This window comes from Nocardia sp. NPDC051463 (assembly GCF_040681975.1).
In the GTDB taxonomy this organism is placed as follows: domain Bacteria; phylum Actinomycetota; class Actinomycetes; order Mycobacteriales; family Mycobacteriaceae; genus Nocardia.
The window spans coordinates 35602-55378 of the sequence record NZ_JBFBAB010000021.1 but is presented as its reverse complement, the minus strand read 5'-3'; the positions used below and the strand labels follow the sequence as shown (position 1 = coordinate 55378).

Annotated in this window: 21 protein-coding genes; 11 read left to right on the top strand and 10 right to left on the bottom strand. The window is 65.7% G+C overall.

The window, feature by feature from the left end; all coding sequences use genetic code 11:
* Complete coding sequence (rpmF, locus tag AB0M74_RS24570) at positions 1-174, top strand: 50S ribosomal protein L32 (protein ID WP_366528630.1); 174 nt, start codon at positions 1-3, stop codon at positions 172-174.
* 505 nt (positions 175-679) lie between these two features.
* Here the strand turns inward: rpmF and AB0M74_RS24565 are convergent.
* Positions 680-1726, bottom strand: a complete 1047-nt coding sequence (locus tag AB0M74_RS24565; RefSeq protein ID WP_366528629.1) for a DUF1906 domain-containing protein — start codon at positions 1724-1726, stop codon at positions 680-682.
* A gap of 189 nt (positions 1727-1915) precedes the next feature.
* On the opposite strand from AB0M74_RS24565, the gene AB0M74_RS24560 reads away from it, so the two are divergent.
* Positions 1916-2728, top strand: a complete 813-nt coding sequence (locus AB0M74_RS24560) for a VOC family protein (RefSeq protein ID WP_366528628.1) — start codon at positions 1916-1918, stop codon at positions 2726-2728.
* Positions 2729-2773: 45 nt separating this feature from the next.
* Here AB0M74_RS24560 and AB0M74_RS24555 read toward each other — a convergent pair whose 3' ends face one another.
* The 5 genes from AB0M74_RS24555 to AB0M74_RS24535 are packed head-to-tail and all read right to left on the bottom strand — an operon-like array spanning position 2774 to position 7758.
* A complete protein-coding gene (locus tag AB0M74_RS24555) occupies positions 2774-3580 on the bottom strand; it encodes an MHYT domain-containing protein (protein WP_366528627.1) in 807 nt (268 codons plus the stop codon).
* On the bottom strand, positions 3573-4196 hold the full coding sequence (locus tag AB0M74_RS24550) for an ATP/GTP-binding protein (RefSeq protein WP_366528626.1): 624 nt from the start codon (positions 4194-4196) through the stop codon (positions 3573-3575). Before AB0M74_RS24550 ends, AB0M74_RS24555 begins: the two co-directional genes overlap by 8 nt.
* Positions 4177-4551: a DUF742 domain-containing protein gene (locus tag AB0M74_RS24545; RefSeq protein ID WP_328406322.1), complete on the bottom strand. Its 375-nt coding sequence runs from the start codon at positions 4549-4551 to the stop codon at positions 4177-4179. Before AB0M74_RS24545 ends, AB0M74_RS24550 begins: the two co-directional genes overlap by 20 nt.
* A 7-nt stretch (positions 4552-4558) precedes the next feature.
* Entirely contained in the window at positions 4559-4966 is a 408-nt protein-coding gene (locus tag AB0M74_RS24540; protein ID WP_366528625.1) for a roadblock/LC7 domain-containing protein, read from the bottom strand.
* Complete coding sequence (locus AB0M74_RS24535; RefSeq protein ID WP_366528624.1) at positions 4963-7758, bottom strand: ATP-binding protein; 2796 nt, start codon at positions 7756-7758, stop codon at positions 4963-4965. Before AB0M74_RS24535 ends, AB0M74_RS24540 begins: the two co-directional genes overlap by 4 nt.
* Before the next feature lie 360 nt (positions 7759-8118).
* Between AB0M74_RS24535 and AB0M74_RS24530 the strand changes: the two genes are divergently transcribed.
* The 9 genes from AB0M74_RS24530 (at position 8119) to AB0M74_RS24490 (ending at position 17283) form a co-directional block, all read left to right on the top strand.
* Positions 8119-8805, top strand: a complete 687-nt coding sequence (locus AB0M74_RS24530; protein WP_366528623.1) for a response regulator transcription factor — start codon at positions 8119-8121, stop codon at positions 8803-8805.
* A 9-nt stretch (positions 8806-8814) separates the two neighbouring features.
* Positions 8815-10287: a HAMP domain-containing sensor histidine kinase gene (locus AB0M74_RS24525; protein ID WP_366528622.1), complete on the top strand. Its 1473-nt coding sequence runs from the start codon at positions 8815-8817 to the stop codon at positions 10285-10287.
* A 105-nt stretch (positions 10288-10392) separates the two neighbouring features.
* Positions 10393-11814 (top strand): trypsin-like peptidase domain-containing protein, encoded by a 1422-nt coding sequence (locus tag AB0M74_RS24520; RefSeq protein WP_366528621.1) that lies wholly within the window; start codon positions 10393-10395, stop codon positions 11812-11814.
* Positions 11815-11936: 122 nt separating this feature from the next.
* Positions 11937-12431, top strand: a complete 495-nt coding sequence (locus tag AB0M74_RS24515) for a MogA/MoaB family molybdenum cofactor biosynthesis protein (protein WP_328413430.1) — start codon at positions 11937-11939, stop codon at positions 12429-12431.
* 689 nt (positions 12432-13120) lie between these two features.
* Positions 13121-13795 (top strand): MspA family porin, encoded by a 675-nt coding sequence (locus AB0M74_RS24510; RefSeq protein ID WP_366528620.1) that lies wholly within the window; start codon positions 13121-13123, stop codon positions 13793-13795.
* A gap of 62 nt (positions 13796-13857) precedes the next feature.
* On the top strand, positions 13858-14526 hold the full coding sequence (locus AB0M74_RS24505; protein WP_366528619.1) for an MspA family porin: 669 nt from the start codon (positions 13858-13860) through the stop codon (positions 14524-14526).
* Positions 14527-14848: 322 nt separating this feature from the next.
* A complete protein-coding gene (locus tag AB0M74_RS24500; RefSeq protein ID WP_366528618.1) occupies positions 14849-15523 on the top strand; it encodes an MspA family porin in 675 nt (224 codons plus the stop codon).
* A gap of 62 nt (positions 15524-15585) precedes the next feature.
* Positions 15586-16254 carry an MspA family porin gene (locus AB0M74_RS24495; RefSeq protein WP_366528617.1) on the top strand — a complete coding sequence of 223 codons (669 nt, stop codon included), beginning with the start codon at positions 15586-15588 and terminating at the stop codon, positions 16252-16254.
* 174 nt (positions 16255-16428) lie between these two features.
* Positions 16429-17283, top strand: coding sequence for a patatin-like phospholipase family protein (locus AB0M74_RS24490; protein ID WP_366528616.1), 855 nt, complete (start codon positions 16429-16431; stop codon positions 17281-17283).
* A 275-nt stretch (positions 17284-17558) separates the two neighbouring features.
* On the opposite strand, the gene mscL is transcribed toward AB0M74_RS24490, so the two are convergent.
* The 4 genes from mscL to AB0M74_RS24470 form a co-directional block, all read right to left on the bottom strand.
* Positions 17559-17963 carry a large conductance mechanosensitive channel protein MscL gene (mscL, locus tag AB0M74_RS24485; protein ID WP_366528615.1) on the bottom strand — a complete coding sequence of 135 codons (405 nt, stop codon included), beginning with the start codon at positions 17961-17963 and terminating at the stop codon, positions 17559-17561.
* A 109-nt stretch (positions 17964-18072) separates the two neighbouring features.
* Positions 18073-18738, bottom strand: a complete 666-nt coding sequence (locus tag AB0M74_RS24480; protein WP_366528614.1) for an SAF domain-containing protein — start codon at positions 18736-18738, stop codon at positions 18073-18075.
* A 79-nt stretch (positions 18739-18817) separates the two neighbouring features.
* A complete protein-coding gene (locus tag AB0M74_RS24475; RefSeq protein WP_366528613.1) occupies positions 18818-19114 on the bottom strand; it encodes an FmdB family zinc ribbon protein in 297 nt (98 codons plus the stop codon).
* A 69-nt stretch (positions 19115-19183) separates the two neighbouring features.
* Positions 19184-19774, bottom strand: coding sequence for a 5-formyltetrahydrofolate cyclo-ligase (locus tag AB0M74_RS24470; RefSeq protein ID WP_366528691.1), 591 nt, complete (start codon positions 19772-19774; stop codon positions 19184-19186).
* Positions 19775-19777: the final 3 nt, after the last annotated feature.

The window sequence follows — 19777 nt, the reverse complement described above, 5'->3', positions numbered from 1 at the left end:
ATGGCGGTTCCGAAGCGCAGGATGTCGCGGTCGAATACCCGCAGCCGGCGCGCGCAGTGGAAGGCGACACCGCCCGACCTGGTGCCGGTCACCGTCGCAGGCGTGGTGCACAAGGTGCCGCGCCGGTTGTTGCAAGCGGTGCGACGTGGGTTGATCGACCTCGATCGGATCTGATCGGTTCGGTTCGGTTCAGTTCGAACGTAGTGTGCTCGAACGACAGTGGGTCGGTAGGGAAACCTACCGGCCCACTGCTGTGTCGAGGCCCCTGTTCGGTCTTCTTCGACAGCGAGATCCGCGAGGATCGCGGCGAGCCGGAAGAAATTGTTGCTGTCCAGGTCGTCGTCTGGTGCGGCAGGGCAATCGATTAGCAACCGATGTGTCCTACGCCACATGGCAATTCTTCGACAGATTGGTTGCGACGCGGTTGCCATCGGCTGAAATACGTACTGAGGGTTGGTTTTTGGTGTCCGTAAAAGTCCCCATGAAGTGATGATTTCGTGTTCATACGCCGGTACCCTCGTGCGAGAGGGCGGGTTCTCCTGGACCCCCAAGAGAACCCGCTCATCGCCAAATTTCCGGCCGAATCGGCCGCTCTCAACCTTCCGAATCCCTTTGTCGCCCTGTGATTCGCGTGCCGCCAGTCGATCCAGCAACAGTGCGGCCATGGGCGAGGTTCAGTTCACTGCACAGTCCCGAGCTGTGCCGGCTTCGCCATCTCCGGGGGGTCGTCCTGTGTCGACTCGCCATGACCGGGCATACCGGGCAAGTCCGACAACAAGGACTCCAGTCGGGCCAGCTGCTCCGCGACGAGCGCCGCGGGACCTTCGATCAGGGACAGCGGCCACGGCCAATGCCGTCCGTTCAACCGCTCGACCTCATCGACCAAATCGGCTGTCGTGGACTCCAGTTCACTGATCTCGGTCCGCAATTCGCCGATTTGTGTTCGCAATCCGGTCGATTCGCGCTCCAGGTCCTCGATCCGGTGTAGCGCCGCGGCCAGTCCGTCCACCAGGGTCAGGCTGTGTCCATCGGCGTCGGTGCCCAACTGCGGCCAGCCTGCAAGGCCGGGCCCACGCAGCTGAATCTGGATGTCGCGCAGCACTGCCTCTTGTTCCGGCGTCACGTCCGGTTCCTCCTGTAGGAAATCCCATTGGCCGAAGTCTTCGGTTTCGGCCTCGTTCACATCGCAGAGCACTCCGCCGACCACCACTTGGCGCAGCGTCTGGTGGATATTGCGCCGAGTTTCGACATTGGTCCCCGACCAAGCATCGGTCTGCCACGCCCAGGCCGCACTGCCCGCGTCCATGGCCCTGCTCACCGACCAATACCCGCCGTAGACACCGACATTCGCGGTCCCGAGCACCGTTGCCGCGCCATTCAGGTAGGCATTGATGGCGAGCTGATCCTGCGGTGTCGAATCGAAATCGGCGGAGAAGTAGATCGGCCGGTCCCGGCGGCCACCGCAGCGCAGCACCTGTGCCAGGCTCGCGCGGGCGTCCACGATGCCGGCACCGTAGCCGTCGAGCATGCGGGCAGCGGTGGTTTCCCAGTTCGACACGATCGATACCCCGTGCGCCCGCAGATCGTCGGCCTCGGCGGGCGTCAGCAGCTTGCCCGGCAGTGTCGGGCCGCCATCGGACAGGTAGCGCACCACGAAGTCGAACCCTGCCGCGCGGATTGCTGCACCCCCAGGACGTCCCGCGGCGTAGTCCAGACCGAAACGCATATCTCTCACTGTAAGACGGTCCGGCACGGAAATCGGCGGCATTGCCGAACCCGCGAAAACTGTCGGTCCCGGCTGGTTGACTGTGGGTGGTTCGCGTGGTCGCCGAGATGGTGTGTGCACCGCGGAGTTGTGAGAAGGCGATTGCTCGGCCGTTCGTCGATACGAAACTCATCGAAACGGAGATGTCCAATGCCCATACGCAACGAGGCCTGGCAACCCGGTACACCCGCCTGGGTCGACTGTCAGGTCGACGACCCGGCGAAGGCCAGTGAGTTCTACACCCAGTTGTTCGGTTGGGAGATCCAGGACGGCGGCCCGGATACGGGCGGCTATCTGATGGCGGCGAAATCCGGCGCGGCGGTGGCGGGCATCGGGCCCAAGCCCGACTCCATGCCCGGGATGCCGTCGGCCTGGACGACTTACTTCGCCGTCGTGAACGCCGACACCAGCGCCGACGCTGTGGTGGCCGCGGGCGGCCGGTTGGTGGTGCCGACCTTCGACGTGATGGAGTTCGGCCGGATGTTCGTCGCCGCCGACCCCAGCGGCGCGGCCTTCGCCGTATGGCAAGCGAAACAGCACAACGGCGCCGCGGTCTACAACGAGCACGGCGCCTACGTCTGGAACGAACTGCACACCCGCGACCTGCCCTCCGCGAAAGACTTCTACGCCGATGTCTTCGGCTTCTCCTACGCCGATTTCCAGCTCGGCGACACCGAGTACCTGATGTTCACCCCGCCGGGCCGCACCGAAGGGGTCGGCGGGCTGACCGAGGACTCGGCCACGCTGAGCGACTCGATGCCGGGCTACTGGCTGGTGTGGTTCCAGTTCGACGACGTCGACGCGGGCATCGCCAAGGCCCTCGAATTGGGCGGCACCGTCTTGCAGCCCGCGTCGGACTCGCCGGTCGGGCGGTCGGCGGTCCTCGCGGCTCCGCAGGGTGAGTCGTTCGGCATCATCGATCCGAGTCGCGCCGCAGGCGAGATGCCCGCCCCGAAGGGCTGAGGCGGGTTCGATCCGCATAGGAACCCGGTCGGGTTCGAGGCGACTCTAGCGAGCCGCTTCGAGCCCGACCCGCCGCGTGTTCTCGGCGACCGCCGCAGTGTCGCGCCGATCGGGTGCGACGAGCACGGCGGTGATCGGCACGGTCAGGGCCAGCGATCCGATGACGAACATGGGGAAGACGAAGTCGAACAACGGAAGTCCGGTCGGCGGCTTCGCCGCCGGATCGATGGTGAGTTCGATCGCGCCGATTCCGGCGTAGTACATCCCGGCCACGCCGATGCCGAACAGCACGGTCGTCGCCCCTCGTGCCATGGGGAACTGGAAGGCCTGTATCGACCACAGCGTGGCGGTCGCGGTGATGATGGCGACGGCCAGTGATACCGCGGCCAGCGCGGGTGAAATCTCGACCGAGCCCTGAACCTCGATCGAACCGATGCCGAGGTAGAGCGACAGCCCGGTGCCCAGGCCCATGACGACGCCGCCCGCGATCAAACGCGGCAGGTGCAGAGTGCGCCCGATGATCACCAGCGCGGCGAACACCGCGACGAATGCCACGACCATCGACGTGATGAGGCTGCCCGCGTCGAATCGCACATCACTGCCAGGCACGTGCACGCCGAGCAGCACCACCGAGGTGGCGAGCCAGATCCCGACGCCGCCGACCGACACGGCCGCCGAGGCGAGCCACACCAGCCGGAAGCGAATCGACCGCGAACCGTGCAGGATGCAGGCCACCCCGACCACCGCGCCGACGACCGAGATCCCCAAGGAGAGCGCGGCGATCCAGTAGCCCATCGAGAACTGGTCCACCGCACCGTTGTTCCCGAGCGAGAACAACCGGACCTCATGCATGCGAGGCGGTTCCTTCCAGTTCCGTGGCCTTCAGCTGGGCGATTGCGTACTCGGTCACCGCGGCGAGTGCTTGGCGCACCTCCATGGCGTTGCGGGCGTCGATGTCCACGATCGGTACGCCCTCGCGCACCGAAAGCGCTTCGCGCAATTCGGCGATCGGGAAGCGTGGCGCGTCGGGGAACCGGTTGACCGCGATGAGGAACGGCAGTTTGCGCGCCTCGAAGAAATCGACCGCGGCGAAGCTGTCCTCCAGCCGCCTGGTGTCGATCAGCACCACCGCGCCGATAGCACCACGGATCAGGTCGTCCCACATGAACCAGAAGCGACGCTGGCCCGGGGTTCCGAACAGGTACAGCACCAGGTTGCCCGGCAGGATGATCCGCCCGAAGTCCATGGCGACCGTGGTTGTTTCCTTCTCCGGGGTGTCGGCGAGATCGTCGATGCCGTCGGAGAAACGGGTCACCATCGCCTCGGTGCGCAGCGGAACGATCTCCGACACCGCGCCGACAAATGTTGTCTTGCCCGCTCCGAAGCCACCCGCTACAACGATTTTCGTCGATGCGACGCGGGAATCGGCATCGTTCGGTGCGAGGTTGTTATAACGCGCGGAGTCCACGCAAAGTCCTCTCCATCAGTGAACGGCGCTCGTCAAAACTCGCCTCTTCGGTCAGTGTCGAATGCATCCGCAGGTGTCCGTCGACGACCAAGTCGCCGACCATGACCCGAACCATTCCGAGTGGACGATCCAGGTGCGCGGCGATCTCGGCAACCGAGAGACGGTGGGTGCCCAGCCGGAGGATCTCCGTACGGAGATCGCCCGATGGCCAGTCGAGATGGGCAGTGTAGGACAGGGTTTCGATGACAGCCTCAAGCGGCAGGTCGACCGCGGGCTCGGTACGCCCAGAGGTCAGCGCATACGGTCTGACGCGTGTGGCCGGTCGGTGTTGTCCGGGGCCGTTGGGGCTGGACATCTCACCCTCAGACGGCGGTGCGGGCGGTGGCGGTAACCACCGAGCCCACTCTGTCGACCAGCAGGGCCATCTCGTAGCCGATGCGGCCGATGTCGTGTGACTTGTTGGCGAGCACGGCCAGGTGCGAGCCGTTGCCGACACTCATCACCAATAGGTAGCCGCGCTGCATCTCGACGATCGACTGCATCACCTTGCCGCCGTCGAAAAGCTGTGCGGCACCGGCGGACAAACTGGCCAGGCCCGCGGTGACCGCGGCCAGTTGTTCGGCCCGGTCGCTGGGTAGGTGCGGGCTGGTTGCCTGCAGCAAGCCGTCGGCCGAGACGAGTACCGCGTGCGATACCCCGGGGACATCCCTGGTGAAGCGGGTGACCAGCCAGTTCAGGTTTTCATCGGTGGTGCTGTTCGCGTTGGTCATCCAAGCCCTCCGTCGTTGTACTGGGCATCGGCCCGCCCACTGCGGACCCCACTGAGATGCCTGGTGAGGTTGCTCCGGATTTCCTCCGGATCACGAGCTGCCGCGTCTTCGGCAGGCGCAAGACCACCGGGCACCAGCTGCGCTCCTGGGCGCCGGATCGGCAGGCCGCCGACGGTGCGGGAGGTGGTGGTCGGCCGGGCGGCGTCCTCGGCGGCCAGCCAGCCCGCGTCCACCGCTGGTGAGGACCAGGTCGCCTCCGATTGCTGCGAGGTAGCGGGCTCGACCAGCCACTCCGAGACCATTCGCTGGTAGATCGGTGTCGGCGATTCGCCTGCCACCGGCTGTAGCCGCGACGAGGTGACGGTCGCGGGTTCCGGTGCGCCTGCGGGCTTTTTGGCGGGCGATGCCGGTCGTGCGCCCGCCGAAACCGGAGCGGGGTCCCGGTCGAGGACCGGGTTGGAGCCGGTCGTCACCGCCGCGTCGGCCTCGGTCCAGGTATCGCCCGCGGTGCCGAGCGGCACCTGCGGTTCGACGTCGGCGACGGGCGTCGAATCATCGATGGCTTCGAAGGAGCCGGTGTCGAAGACGGGCCAGGCTTGGGTGTCCATATCGACCGAAGACTGTGCGGCCGACTTGTTCGATACCGAGGCGGGCGGCCCGAATGTTGCGACCCTCGGTAGCTCGATGCTCGGGGTCTCGATCGGATGTTCGGCGAACATATCGGGCAGCGGCTCGGAGTCGTCGACCGTGGGCGTCGCGATGGCGGGCTGGTCGGCGGTGTCGGCCACCCGGATGGCCGGCCGGCGTTGCGGTAGCCCGGAACTGGTGAAACGCGGCGGTTCGCGCTGCGGCAGACTCGGCACCGGTACCAGCGTGCGCTGCGGCTGGCTCGGTGGGGCGGGCAGCACTGGCGCTTCGAGCTGTGGTGGCTCCGGATCCATCGGCGGTGCCACGAGTGCACCGGGTAGATGCACACTCGCGGTGATACCTGGCTGCTGCGCCATCGTCGAGGTCCGGCGCAGGCTGACCGTGATGGTGTGCCGCTTGGCGAGCCTGCCGACCACGAAAAGACCCATTCGACGGGCGGTTTCGACGGTGACCTCACCACCGGAGGCGAGCCGGTCGTTGGTGGTCTGCAGATCGTCGAGGCCCATACCGAGGCCGCGGTCGGTGATCTCGATCAGGTAGCCGCCGTCCACCGCGCGCGCGACCATCACCGCGACCGGAGTCGTCGGCGGCGAATAGCGCAGCGCGTTGTCGATCAGCTCGGCGAGCAGGTGCTCGATGTCGACCGCGGGCTCGCCCGCGACAATGCCGTCGGGCACCGCGCCGATCTCGACCCGCTGGTAGTCCTCGACCTGAGAAACCGCGCTCCACAGCATGTCCGACAGCGGCACCGGGTGCAGCTGACCGCGCCGCAGCGCCGTGCCCGCGAGCACGAGCAGGTTGTCGCCGTTGCGGCGCATACGGGTCGCGAGGTGATCGAGGCGGAACAGGCTCTGAAGCCGTTCGCCGTCGTCCTCGTCGTGTTCCAGATCCTCGATCAGCGCCAGCTGCTGTTCGACGAGCGACTGGCTGCGCCGGGACAGCGTTTCGAACATGTTCCCGATCTGCAGTCGCAGCCGGGCCTGCTCGGCTGCCAGATTCAGCGCTTGCTCGTGGATTTCGTCGACGGCGCGGGCCAGCTGCCCGACCTCGTCGGTGGTGTGCACCGCGACCGGCGTGATCTCCGGTGTCGCGCCGCCGCTGCGCACTACCGCGAGTTCCTCCGGCAGCTTGACGTGCGCGACTTCGAGCGCGTCGCGCCGTAGCCTGCGGACCGGGACGACCAACGTGCGTGCGACAGCGAGCGCGAGCGCAAGACCGGCGAGCAGCATGCCGATCACGATGGTGGTCTCGCGTAGCGCGCCGGTCTGGGCCTCGGTGGTCCGGTTGGCGAGCGCCTTGTCGATGACGTCGGTCAGCTGGGCGGTGGTCTTCTCATAGAGGTCGGCGCTGGTTTGTAGTGAGTCGAGCACTGCGGGATTGGCGGTCGGATCGCCCGCGTTCTGGCTGAAGGCCGCGAGCCGAGTGGAGACCGCGTCCAGCATCTGGCGCATGTTGGTGGCGTTGTCGGGCAGGATGACGCCATAGGTGTTGATCATGGTCATCTCGGCGCCCGCCGAGGTGAGTACTCGGGGGCGCACGGCCGGATTGCGGCCTGCCTCGGGCGAGCCGACCAGCATCCGCTGCTGGGTGAGTACGCGTCGCGAGGTCTGGATCGCGCCGATCTGCAGGAAGTACCGCTGGATGATGAGGTCTTCGACCGAGGGCGACATCGCGAAGGCGTTGCCGATGCGCACCGCGATCTCGTCGGCCTGCTCGCCGACCATCGCGGGTGATCCATTGCGCAGGCTGTTGCGCATGGTGGTGCCGGTCGCGACGGCGGAGGCGAGTTCGGCGCTGACCCGGTTGCTGACTTTGGAGGTACGCATCGCGGCCTCGAGGTCGGCGAGCGCCTGGTCGAATTTCGTCAGCGCCGCGTCGGTCGCGGGATCGGCGATGTTGCCCCACGAGGAGGTTGCCGCGATCGCGAGTTGTTCGGTGGCCGTGCCGAACTTGCCGATCGGGCGGATGATGATGGCTTGCTCGGTCGCCGCGTCCAACTGCGACATGGTGCGCAGCTCATTGTTGATGCGGAGTACGGCGAACACGGTGGCCAGCAGCACCGGAAGCACCAGCACGATGCCGACCTTGCGAGTGACAGACCAGTTGGACAAGCTGAATTGCCAGGACCGCGGTGCAGCTTCCATCCGCTTCCGTTGCCTCCGCTTCACGAGTGGCCCCCGGATGGCGCGTGGCTGTTCGGTTTTGATTCAACCCGCTGAGAACCAACTAGAGGTCTTCTTTTTACCGCAGGGAACATACCGCGCAGAGTGAGCCACGGCAATCTGGGGCTCTCAGTCTGATATTCGGCGGAATATGGCTATACAGAACATGATTCAAGGCCCAATTGGTTCCCAGGTGCGGGAAGTTCTGTAGAAGGTCACGAAAGATGCTGGTCCATCGACCAGTGTTGCTCAGTGTTGCTCTTAGGCCGGCTACGGCCTGACGCGGCGTGTCGGAAGCTGCCCTCTCAGTCGACTCTCAGTCGGTGCGGTCAAACTGGTGGCATGCGCATTCTGGTAGTCGACGACGATCGCGCCGTCCGTGAATCTCTGCGCCGGTCGCTGACCTTCAACGGCTACACAGTCGACCTCGCGGTCGACGGCGTCGATGCGCTGGAGAAAGCAACCGCGCAGCGACCCGATGCGCTCGTGCTCGATGTGATGATGCCGCGGATGGATGGGCTCGAAGTTTGCCGGCGCTTGCGCAGTACCGGAGACGATCTGCCGATTCTGGTTTTGACGGCGCGGGATTCGGTATCGGAGCGGGTTGCCGGACTCGATGCCGGCGCCGACGATTATTTGCCGAAGCCATTTGCACTGGAGGAATTGCTCGCCCGGCTGCGGGCACTGCTGCGTAGGCGGACCACTGACGCGGGTGAGATGTCGGAGACGATGACGTTCGCTGACCTGTCGCTGGATCCGGTGACGCGCGAAGTATCGCGCGTCGAGCGCGCGATCAGCCTGACCCGCACCGAATTCTCACTGCTGGAAATGCTGATGGCGAATCCGCGCCGGGTGCTGACCCGTAGTCGCATCCTCGAGGAGGTCTGGGGCTACGACTTCCCGACTTCCGGCAACGCGCTGGAGGTGTACATCGGATACTTGCGCCGCAAGACCGAGGCGGAGGGCGAATCGCGACTGATCCACACGGTGCGCGGTGTCGGCTACGTGCTGCGTGAAACACCCCCGTAGGCCCGGACCATGGCCCGCCAAATTCCCAAGCGATCTGCCGTCGCCGCGCTCGGTCCGCCGGACTCGGCGGAGATGCGCCCGCCCATGCCGTTGACCAGATCGGTCTCGCTGCGTTGGCGAGTGACACTGCTCGCGGCCTCGGTGGTAGCCATCGCGGTCGCGGTGACCTCGATCGCGGCTTACGCGATGGTGGCGCGCGCGCTGTACGCCGATGTCGACGCGCAGCTGAAAGCTCGCGCCGCCACGATGATCAATAACAATTTCGAGAGCCTCGGCTTCCAGTCGATCATCCTGGCGGGGCTGTATTCCAACGATGTCGGCGTCGCGCTGGTCTTCCCCGACCACAAGCCCTACATGCCGCCACAGCAGACGATTCCGCCGGTCGGCAGTGAGGAGCTCGCCGTAGCGGACGGCGAGCTCCCCTCGTCGCTGCGCACCGTGAGCAATCAGCGCGTGCTCGCCACGCCGACGCATTCCGGTGCGACGCTGATCATTTCGCAGCGGCTACAGCCGACCCGCGAGGTGCTCGACCGGCTGGCGTGGCTGCTGTTCGTGGTCGGCGGTTGCGGCGTCGTGCTCGCCGCGGCGGCGGGCACCGCGGTCGGCCGTACGGGCCTGCGCCCGATCGCACGGTTGACCGCCGCGACCGAACGCGTGGCCCGCACCGACGACCTGACGCCGATTCCCGTCACCGGTGACGACGAACTCGCCCGGCTGACAGAGAGTTTCAACACCATGCTGCGGGCACTCGCCGAGTCGCGCGACCGGCAACGCAGGCTCGTCGCCGACGCCGGGCACGAATTGCGCACCCCGCTCACCTCGCTGCGCACCAATATGGAATTGCTGATCGCCTCCAGCCGCCCCGGGGCACCCGCGATTCCGGAAGAGGACATGGCCGGGCTGCGTGCGGATGTGATGGGGCAGATCGAGGAACTGTCCACCCTGGTCGGCGACCTGGTCGATCTCGCGCGGGAGGACGCACCCGAAACCGTCTACGACCGCATCGATCTCGGCGAAGTGGCCGAGCGCGCACTGGAACGGGCCAGGCGGCGGCGTGGCTCGATCGAGTTCGTCGCCGAGCTCAGACCGTGGTTCGTGTACGGCCACGAGGCGGGGCTGGAGCGGGCGATCCTCAATGTCCTCGACAATGCCGCCAAATGGAGTCCGGCCGGGGCTCAGGTGAACGTCACCATGCGCGAGGCCGGACGTGGGCTGCTCGAGTTGGCCGTCGACGACGCCGGTCCCGGCATTCCGGCCAATGAGCGCGAACTGGTCTTCGAGCGGTTCTATCGAACAACGGTCTCGCGCTCGATGCCTGGCTCGGGCCTCGGTCTCGCCATTGTCAAGCAGGTGGTCACCAAGCACGGTGGCACGATCACCATCGATACCTCGCCGCGCGGTGGCGCGCTGATCCGTATCGTGTTACCTGGTGAAGGTGGTGCGCCCGGTCCGGGCGCCACCATCGAAGAACGCGATCAGTAGCCGATGGATCGGGAGAAGATCTCGGCCAACTGATAGCGGCGTCTCAGTCCGCTCTAAGCCGTCGCCGCCAAGCTGGTCGGCAGACGTGAGGAGAAACGAGAAACCATGAGCGAGGATGCCAAGGACCGGCAGGGGGAGCCGGCAGCTACGAGCGCCGCCACCGGCTCGCATTCGACAGGGCAGATCCCTGCCCCAGGACAGCCGACGTCACCGCCGCCCGTATATGGCGCGCCGTCACCGCAGTACTACCCGGCCGCGCCGTACCAGGGTGCGGCTCCCCATCAGACCGCCGCGCAGCACACTCAGCCCTTCCCGGGGTATGAATCCGGTCAGGAGTACAACGCGTCCTCGTTCGATCCGCCGATCCCGCCCGGCGCGGCCTTCGGGGCGCAACCGAATCCGGGACCGGCGCGGCGGCCGATCCGGACCGGGCTTGTCGCGGGCGCGGCGGCGCTCGCTCTGGTCAGCGGTGGCATCGGCGGCGCGGTCGGCGCGCTCGTCACGCGGTCGGACACCGGGCACACCGCCGTGACCAACGCCCTCGATGCCCCGAAACCCAATGTCAACAACGTCGTCAACACCCCGGCGGGCTCCACCCAGGCGGTGGCGCAGAAGGTGCTACCGAGCGTGGTGATGATCAAGGTGGCGAGCAACAGGGCCGAGGGTGAGGGCTCCGGCGTGGTGCTGTCCTCCGACGGCTTGATCCTCACCAATAACCACGTGGCGGCCGGTGGCGGCGCCAACGCCAAGATGGAAGTGGTCTTCTCCGACGCGAGCACCGTGCCCGCGACCCTGGTCGGTGCGGATCCGGTGTCGGATCTGGCCGTCATCAAGGTCGACGGTAAGAGCGGTCTCACCCCGATCGAGCTCGGCTCCTCCTCGAACCTCCAGGTAGGTCAGCCGGTCATCGCCATCGGGTCGCCGCTCGGCCTGGCGGGCACGGTGACCACGGGCATCGTCTCTTCGTTGAATCGGCCGGTGTCGACCAACGGTCAGGGCACTCCCGATCCCTCGGTCAACCCGGTGATCGACGCCATTCAGACGGACGCGGCGATCAACCCGGGCAACTCCGGCGGCGCGCTGGTGGACAGCAGCGGAAAGCTGATCGGCATCAACACCGCCATCGCGAGCCTCGGCGCGGGCGAGCAGCCCGGCCAGCAGAGCGGTTCGATCGGCCTCGGCTTCGCCATTCCGGTCGATCAGGCCCGCCGGGTTGCCGACGAATTGATCAAGACCGGCCACGCGACCTACGCGCAGCTCGGCATCAAGCTGCGCCCGCAGGACACCATGGCACGCGTGCTGGAGGCGACTCCGGACGGTCCGGCCGCCAAGGCGGGCATTCCCGCGGGCACGATCGTGACCAAGCTCGACGACCGGCCCATCGATTCGGGCAACGCGCTCATCGCGGCGGTCCGCTCACATCAGCCAGGAGACAAGGTGAAGGTGACCTACACAGACGAACAGGGAAACAACGCCAAGACCGTCGAGGTAACCCTCTCCGGCGCGCCCGCGAGCGGTGGCCGGTGATGCGCGTGCTGCCCGGCGACCAGAGGCCCCGACTCGCCGTCGACACCGAGCTGCTCGCGATGGACGCAGAGCTTGCGGGCGTGGGCGCCCGGCTTCTGGATGCGGACGCTACGGTGAGCACCATGGAAATCGATACTCCGGTGGCTGGGCGCGCACTTGTGGTGGTCGTCGACGATCGAACGGCGCATGGAGGTGTGGATTCGCTCGGTCCACTGGTTACCGAGCTGCTGACCGAGGCGGGTTTTCTCGTCGATGCTTCGGTGACGGTTCAGGCCGATGAGGTGGAGATCCGCAATGCGCTGAACACCGCGGTGATCGGCGGCGTCGACCTGGTCATCTCGGTCGGTGGCACCGGAATGTCCCCGCGCGATGTCACGCCGGAGGCCACCTCGCAGGTGCTGGACCGGGAACTGCCCGGCATCAGCGAGGCGCTGCGGTCCTCCGGTCGGGTGGCGGGCTCGCTCGACGCGGGTCTGTCGCGTGGTCTCGCCGGCGTCTCGGGCAGCACTCTGGTGGTGAACCTGCCCGGTACGCGGTCGGCGATCCGTGACGGCATGGCCACCCTCGGTCCGCTTGCCAGCCGAGTGATCGGTGAGCTGTCCGGATTGGCCGAATAATTCCAGCGCCGGATTCTTCCGAGGACCCTCGCCCGGCCGTACGCCGGGCGAGGGACTCCGCGCGTCTGAACAAAATTTTCGGTGACGCGCTGCCGGACACCACGCGCGACGAACGCGACCATGATTCCGAGGTGGGTTCGCCCTCCGATGACTGGCTTCGCGACCAGGTGCCGCCGCACCACGGCTGAGGCTCATCTACTGCCCAGCTACGTATAAAGATCAATTCTTGGTGTTATTCACCTGTGATTACTTTCGGCTGAATGCAATGTGGCGATTACTTACGGTCATGGCCCGTATTTGACGGGTGGCCTGCCTGCGCCCATGGCCCCTATTTGCGGCCAAAACGGGACACTTTCCAGCTATTTATGCACGTCAAGCTACATGTGCATGTCGGCAATTGTGATCTACATCACATTGATCTTAACGTTTCCGTACGTTGCTTCGCCGTTACCGAACGTTTAGTGTTCGCCGGGAGCCACCCACATGCCGGACCTTGCGGGCCTGGTTCGGCGCGTACGCGGCGAACCGGCGGAACCTGGGCTCGGTTCCTGGCCAGCTGGAGTGTTGCGCCGAAATAACAGCCGGTTACAAGTCGGCAACAAATGGAGCACAAACTGAGCTGGGCCTGAGAGGACCACCGTCCAGCCTCGATGGTCGAGGCTGACTGTTCGAACCTGATGAGGGGAAGTATGAGCGAGAACCGCACCATCGGTCTGCGCCGCGGTGTCCGCGTCGCAGGCGTCGGCGCTGCCGTGGCTGTGGCCATGGGCCTGTTTTCCACCGGTGCTGCCAACGCCGATACCTTCGTGCCGTTGCCGGACGGCCAGAAGGTCGGTCAAGGCGTCACGGTCACCCGCACGGGTGAGCGCGCGCTGATTTCGCCGTCGTTGAGCGCCAATGGCGCCGGCCGTGTTGTCTGGGTTTCCGGCAACGCCATTGCCGACGTGACTGTCACTCCGGAAGGAACCGTCGGCCCCTACAACGGCGCGACCAACGCCCCGGGCACCAACAACTCTTCGACCCACGGCGCCTCGGCGCTCACGACCGGCTACATCGTCGGTTGCCAGGTCAGCATCGCCAGCGACGCGATCTCCGCCGGTGTCTCCGGCGGCATCAATCTCAGTGGTGGCAGCCTCGGTGGTTCGATCGGCCTGAACCTGGGCCCCGGTGAAGTCAAGTTCGTTTCGATCGACTCGAAGGACATCCTGAAGCCGGGCGTCTACTCGGTCGAGTACCAGGATGCGGAAATCGAGATCCAGGGCTGCGCGGGCTACGCCCAGGCGCGTTCCTACACCGTCGTCGAGATCGTCGGCGACCACTACTCGAAGACCACCCTCTACGGGCAGCCGTTCAGCATCGGCTGACATCGGTCGAATCACACGAACATTCTTCTCGCGGAAGCGAACTCAACCCCTGAGGGAAAAACATGATCAACCGTAAGAACGTGGCGCGGGTGGCCGGTGTCGGTGCTGCTGCCACCATCGCCATGGGCCTGTTCTCCACCGGTGCGGCGAATGCCGATACCTTCGTGCCGCTGCCGGGTGGCGAGATCTCCAAGACGCTGTCCGACGGCACTGTCGTCACCATCAAGCTGGTCGGCGAATCCGCCAACATCAACCCGTCCATGGGCTCCACCCCGGTGCACCGCAACGCGTGGGTCTCCGGTAGCGCTCAGGTCGAGGTGTCCGGCGATGGCAGCGGGTCTATCTTCCCGGGCTACACCGTCGGCTGCCAGGTGAACATCGCGGGCGGCGGCGCTTCCGGTGGTGTCGAAGCCACGGCCGACTGGAGCGGCGAGCAGGTCACCGGCGGCGTCGGTGCCAACAGCGGCGGCAACCTGACCCTCGGCCCCGGCCAGTCGAAGTCGTTCTACATCCTGGACCTGGAACAGGCCGACGACTTCGGCAGCGAGGTGCACAAGAAGCGCAACAAGTTCAAGGGTGGCAGCGGCTCGGTCACCTGGGCCGACTCGACCATCGGCCTGACCGGCTGTGGCGGCTACGCCCAGGCGCGCGCGTTCGTCAGCGTCGAGGTCGAGACCGACAATGTCATCACCTGGGTGACGTTGTGGGGCCAGCCTTTCAGCCTCGGCTGAGTCTTCTCGGGTCGCTGACCCATCACAGACGAAACGGGTCCGTTGCACATGCAACGGGCCCGTTTCGCGTGCAGACCCTTTGGTGCCCAACATGATCGCCGATCGTATCGGGCAACGGACCGGTGTGGTGCCACTTGGTCGAATTGCCTGAGAGAAGTGCCGGAAACAAATAACATTGAAACCCCAAGATCGTTCATCAAACGAGATGGTCGGCAGTTCCCATGGTGGACAGTCCAATCCGCCATGCTCGGCCTACCTGAAAGGGAGTTTTTCGGCCTCGGCAAACCCCGAGACCGACCGCTAGAACCTGATGAGGGGAAGTATGAGTAACAACCACCCCGCCCTGTTGCGTCGCGGTGTCCGTTTAGCGGGCGCCGCCGCCACCGCAACTGTGGCTATGGGACTTTTGTCGAGCGGCGCTGCCAACGCCGATACTTTTGTGCCGTTGCCGGACGGCCAGAAGTTCGGTCCAGGCGTGACCATCAGGCACACAGCCGAGCGCGCGCTCATTTCACCATCGTTGGCCGCCAACGGCGCTGGTCGCGTCGTCTGGGTATCGGGCAATGCCATCGCCGATATCTCGGTCACCCCGGAGGGAGAGGTTGGCCCCACCAACGGCGCAACCAACGCTCCGGGCACCAATAACTCCTCGACACATGGTGTTTCGGCACTCAGCACCGGCTACATCGTCGGTTGCCAAGTCAGCATCGCAGACAACGCGATCTCCGCCGGTGTCTCCGGCGGCATCAACCTCAGCGGTGGCAGCCTCGGCGGCTCGATCGGCCTCAATCTCGGCCCCGGTGATGTCAAGTTCGTTTCGATCGATTCGAAGGACGTTCTCAAACCAGGCGTCTATTCCGTCGAGTATCAGGATGCCGAAATCGAGATCCAGGGCTGTGCGGGTTATGCGCAAGCGCGTTCCTACACAGTTGTGGAGATCATCGGTGACCACTACTCGAAGACCACCCTCTACGGTGCGCCGTTCAGCATTGGCTGACGTCTGTCGAATCCAACGAAAACTCTTCTCGCTGAAGCGAACTCAATCCTCGAGGGAAACCAATGATCAACCGTAAAAATCTGGCCAAGGTGGCGGGTGCCGGTGCCGCGGCAACCATCGCCCTCGGCCTGTTGTCCACTGGAGCAGCGCAAGCCGATACTTTCGTTCCGCTGCCGGGAGGTGAGATCTCCAAGACGCTGTCCGATGGCACCGTCGTGACGATCCGCCTGGTCGGCGAGTCTGCCAATATCAACCCGTCCATGGGAGCTACGCCGCTGCATCGCAATGTGTGGGTCTCCGGTAGTGCCCAAGTCGATGTGTCCGATGATGCCGGCGGCAAAATCTTCCCGGGCTACACCGTTGGCTGCCAGGTGAATATCGCGGGCGGTGGCGTCAGCGGTGGTGTCGAAGGAACGGCCGACTGGAGCGGCGAGACCGTCACCGGCGGCGTCGGCGCGAACAGCGGTGGCAACCTATCGCTCGGTCCGGGCCAATCGCAGTCGTTCTACGTCCTGGACCAGGAAGTGGCCGACGACTTCGGTAACGAGTCGCACAAGAAGCGCAATCGCTTCAAGGGTGGCAGCGGCTCGGTCACCTGGGCCGATGAGACCATCGGCCTGAACGGCTGTGGCGGCTATGCGCAGGCGCGCGCGTTCGTCAGCGTCGAGGTCGAGACCGACAGTGTCATCACCTGGGTGACGTTGTGGGGCAGGCCGTTCAGCCTCGGCTGAACCCAGGAGTCACCGACTCCGCACAACGAACGGGCCCGTCGCCACTGGGGTTCACCCCACTGCGACGGGCCCGTTTGCGTTCCCGCGGACGTGAATTCGGTTCAGGACGCGTGCTTGCCCCCTGCGGTGTCGCCTCGCACGGCAAGCGCCCGATTCACTGACTAGAATGTCGTCGTGGCAGACGCAGAACAGGCGAGTACTCCGCGCACAGCCGTGGTGCTCGGTGCCGGTGGAGTAGTCGGCACAGCATGGATGGCCGGCCTCCTCGCAGGTCTGCGTCGTCACGGTGTCGACCTGGCCTCCGCCGATCTGATTGTTGGCACCTCGGCTGGTGCGATCGCCGGCGCCATCCTGGCCACCGGCGAATCGATGCAACGACTGGCGACTCTGCCCGCTCGAACACAGCAGCAGAGCGCGCCGACAGATCCTGCACACCCCCGGCTGGGCGAGGTATTCGCCATACTCCGCGAGCCAGGCCAGCAACCCGCGACCGCACGGCGCCGTGTCGGCGAACTCGCGCTCACAATCGGCACGGGTGACCCGACCGAACAGATCGAACGGATGCGTTGCCTGATCGGCGTATCCGAATGGCCCGACCGAGATTTGCGAATCACGGTGGTAGACGCTGAAACCGGCGAACCGACAGTCTGGGACAGACACAGCGGCGTACCACTGCCGACCGCAGTCGCTGCCAGCACCGCATTCCCCGGCGCCCAACCACCCATACCAGTGGATGGGCGCTACTACATCGACGGCGGTCTACGATCGGCCACCAACGCAGACCTTGCCGCAGGCGCGGAAACTCTCGTGGTCATCGAGCCGCTGGCGCACCTGTTCTCCGATGATCCGTCACCGGAGCCGCTTGCCGACACAGTCGTTCGCATCGGCCCGGACACCACAGCGGTCGAGCTCTTCGGCACGAATCTCTATGATCGCGCAAACTGGGCTCCCGCGTATCAGGCCGGCCTACGCCAAACCGACAACAGTTCGACGCGTGCCCAACTCGCTCGCTTCAGAACTGACTCCTGAGCTCACCGACGAAACCACCGGTGTGACTCTCAGCGATAAGTGGTGCTGAATTTTCGCCCGTCGGGGGGTCGCCGATGTGCCGGTGGTCGAGCTCCCCGTCGATCTACACTTCGCCGCCGCCAGCCGACCAGCGGGTACTCCTCGGATGGGACATCCGATTGTAGTAACAGCTTTGTGCTCCTCGGCGCGCTCATCCTCATCGCGGACGGCGCGTGCGAGCTGTAATCGGCTGGTCGGAGACTTGTGTCGGGACCGAATCCCGGCAACGATCCGGTTCAGAACTCGTGCTTGCCGCCTGTGCTGTCCCGGCCCTCCGCGAGCAGGTCGCGGATCTGGCGCAGCACGTCGGAATCGGTGAGTTCCGTCTCGCTGGAACCCCGGCGCTTCTTGGCGTGCATGGCGGGCAACACGAGCACGAAGTACAGCACCGTCGCGATGATCAGGAAATTGAGAGCCGCGGTGATGATCGGACCGACTTGCACATAGGTCGCCGGCTTGTCGGCTACCAGCCGGAAACCGAGGCCGAGCTCGTCGTTGCCACCGAATACAGCCAATATCGGGTTGATGATGCCGTTGGAAAACGCGGTGACGATCGCGACGAATGCGGTACCGATTACCACGGCTACGGCGAGGTCTATGACATTTCCGCGGAACAAGAAGTCCTTGAAACCCTTGAGCATTGCCGATATCTCCTCTTCGGATGGGGAGCTTTCCAGTCACGCTCGGCGGTTTATGCAGCCGGTCCGACGATGCTAGTTGACAGTATTGGCAAATACTTGGCGAACTTTCTCAATGGAAAACAACGGTGAGTGCGGTCCGTAGCGAGGCTGCCGCGACGGTGGTGGCGCGCTCGGCATCCATCGCGACCAGGACGATCCGTTCCTGGCCACGTCGATCGCCGGGGCCGGCGACCAGAACCACCGCGGCATCGGTCGCGAGGGTTCGCGCCGGGCGGGCCGCAGGACCGGTCTGTTCCTCGGCGCCGACGACATCGACCCGATCACCGGCGCGCAAGATCTCCGCCACCGCGGTGTCGGCCAGGCGGATGGGCACGATCCTGGCGTCGCGCCCACCCGTGGCCACAGCGGCCAAGCGTGGGCCGACAATGCGCAGATCGGTGAATATCTCGCCGGTGCGCATGGCCGCGGTCAGTGTCGCACCGACAAGAGCGGCGCTGTCGGTGACGACACCCGTCGGCAGGGCGCCCGATTCATGAGCGACCGAGCGCAGGTCGTCGGCCTGGATGAGATGGCCGGGCGGCAGGTCGCGGCCCGCGACCACGATCGGGGTGCGCTCGGCGCCCGGATCACCTCGGATGAAGAGCCCGGCGGCGAGTGCGGTGAGAACGACCGCGAGCAATCGCCGGGCCAGCAGGCCATCGGCCCACGGTGGTCGATTCCACAGCGCGAAACGCAGGGCGCCATCGTGGCCGAGGTCGCCCAGTGATCGAGTCATGGCCGGATCCTATGGCCACAATCACATCTGCTCGGCCGCTGAGACGGCTAGTTGTGGATAGCGAGAGGCTGGGGATAACTCAGCTGGCGACGGCAGTGCTCGTCGGCGTGGACGTGCTGCTGGAGGAGCTCGAATCCGAACTTGTCGAGCTGCTCGAACCGTTGTCCGACTTCGCGGGCTCGCTCGCCGTCGAGGCGCCGCCGCGGCTGTCGGTCCGGTAGAAACCGCTGCCCTTGAACACAATGCCGACCGAATTGAACAGCTTGCGCAGCTTGCCAGAGCACTCCGGGCAGACGCTCAGCGCCTCATCGGTGAAGGACTGAACGATGTCGAAGCGGTTGTCACACTGGGTGCACGCGTATGAATAAGTTGGCACAGGATCCTCCGCAGGGTTCGTCAATCTGGCACTCTACAGCCGACACTGCCAACGCCGCTAATCGGCATTTCATTCCGTGCCCTGTTCCATACCGAGTTGTTGTAGGCCACCCAGCGGTGTGAGCGCCCAGCCCATGCGCAGATCGTGCGGTTCTTCGGGGAGCCGGTCCACGAGCTCGTCGTCACGCACCACCGCGACCAGGCGCGCGGCCGGATCGGCAGCGGCCAGCGTGCGGTCGTAGTAGCCCGCGCCCCGCCCGAGCCGGACACCGCGGCGGTCCACCGCGAGCGCGGGCACCAGGATCAGTCCGGCCGTGCCGACCGCGGCGGTGGGCAGCACCGCACCGGACGGTTCGAGCAGTCCGAATCGCGCGGGGCGAAGGCCCTCGACACCGGTGTATTCGGCCCAGCTCAGCGGCCCGAGCGGGCCGGTGACCGGCAGCAGCACCCTGGCTCCCGCCGCGCGCATGGCATCCAGCAGCGCCGGCGAACCGGGTTCCCCGCGCACCGGAACATAGGCGCACACCCACTCGGGCAGCTCGAGCCTCGCGGCGGCCTCGGCCAGCGCACGCGCCTCCGCCTGCTGATCGACGGTTGTCATCGCGGCCCGTCGAGCGCTGATTTCGGTGCGCCACGCATGTTTGTCACGCTGACCGGGCATCTC

Coding starts and splice junctions, on each gene's coding strand:
- rpmF (WP_366528630.1), top strand. CDS start 1: ATGGCGGTTCCGAAGCGCAGGATGTCGCGGTCGAATACCCGCAGCCGG.
- AB0M74_RS24565 (WP_366528629.1), bottom strand. CDS start 1,726: ATGCGTTTCGGTCTGGACTACGCCGCGGGACGTCCTGGGGGTGCAGCA.
- AB0M74_RS24560 (WP_366528628.1), top strand. CDS start 1,916: ATGCCCATACGCAACGAGGCCTGGCAACCCGGTACACCCGCCTGGGTC.
- AB0M74_RS24555 (WP_366528627.1), bottom strand. CDS start 3,580: ATGCATGAGGTCCGGTTGTTCTCGCTCGGGAACAACGGTGCGGTGGAC.
- AB0M74_RS24545 (WP_328406322.1), bottom strand. CDS start 4,551: ATGTCCAGCCCCAACGGCCCCGGACAACACCGACCGGCCACACGCGTC.
- AB0M74_RS24540 (WP_366528625.1), bottom strand. CDS start 4,966: ATGACCAACGCGAACAGCACCACCGATGAAAACCTGAACTGGCTGGTC.
- AB0M74_RS24535 (WP_366528624.1), bottom strand. CDS start 7,758: ATGGAAGCTGCACCGCGGTCCTGGCAATTCAGCTTGTCCAACTGGTCT.
- AB0M74_RS24530 (WP_366528623.1), top strand. CDS start 8,119: ATGCGCATTCTGGTAGTCGACGACGATCGCGCCGTCCGTGAATCTCTG.
- AB0M74_RS24525 (WP_366528622.1), top strand. CDS start 8,815: ATGGCCCGCCAAATTCCCAAGCGATCTGCCGTCGCCGCGCTCGGTCCG.
- AB0M74_RS24520 (WP_366528621.1), top strand. CDS start 10,393: ATGAGCGAGGATGCCAAGGACCGGCAGGGGGAGCCGGCAGCTACGAGC.
- AB0M74_RS24515 (WP_328413430.1), top strand. CDS start 11,937: ATGGAAATCGATACTCCGGTGGCTGGGCGCGCACTTGTGGTGGTCGTC.
- AB0M74_RS24510 (WP_366528620.1), top strand. CDS start 13,121: ATGAGCGAGAACCGCACCATCGGTCTGCGCCGCGGTGTCCGCGTCGCA.
- AB0M74_RS24505 (WP_366528619.1), top strand. CDS start 13,858: ATGATCAACCGTAAGAACGTGGCGCGGGTGGCCGGTGTCGGTGCTGCT.
- AB0M74_RS24500 (WP_366528618.1), top strand. CDS start 14,849: ATGAGTAACAACCACCCCGCCCTGTTGCGTCGCGGTGTCCGTTTAGCG.
- AB0M74_RS24495 (WP_366528617.1), top strand. CDS start 15,586: ATGATCAACCGTAAAAATCTGGCCAAGGTGGCGGGTGCCGGTGCCGCG.
- mscL (WP_366528615.1), bottom strand. CDS start 17,963: ATGCTCAAGGGTTTCAAGGACTTCTTGTTCCGCGGAAATGTCATAGAC.
- AB0M74_RS24480 (WP_366528614.1), bottom strand. CDS start 18,738: ATGACTCGATCACTGGGCGACCTCGGCCACGATGGCGCCCTGCGTTTC.
- AB0M74_RS24470 (WP_366528691.1), bottom strand. CDS start 19,774: ATGCCCGGTCAGCGTGACAAACATGCGTGGCGCACCGAAATCAGCGCT.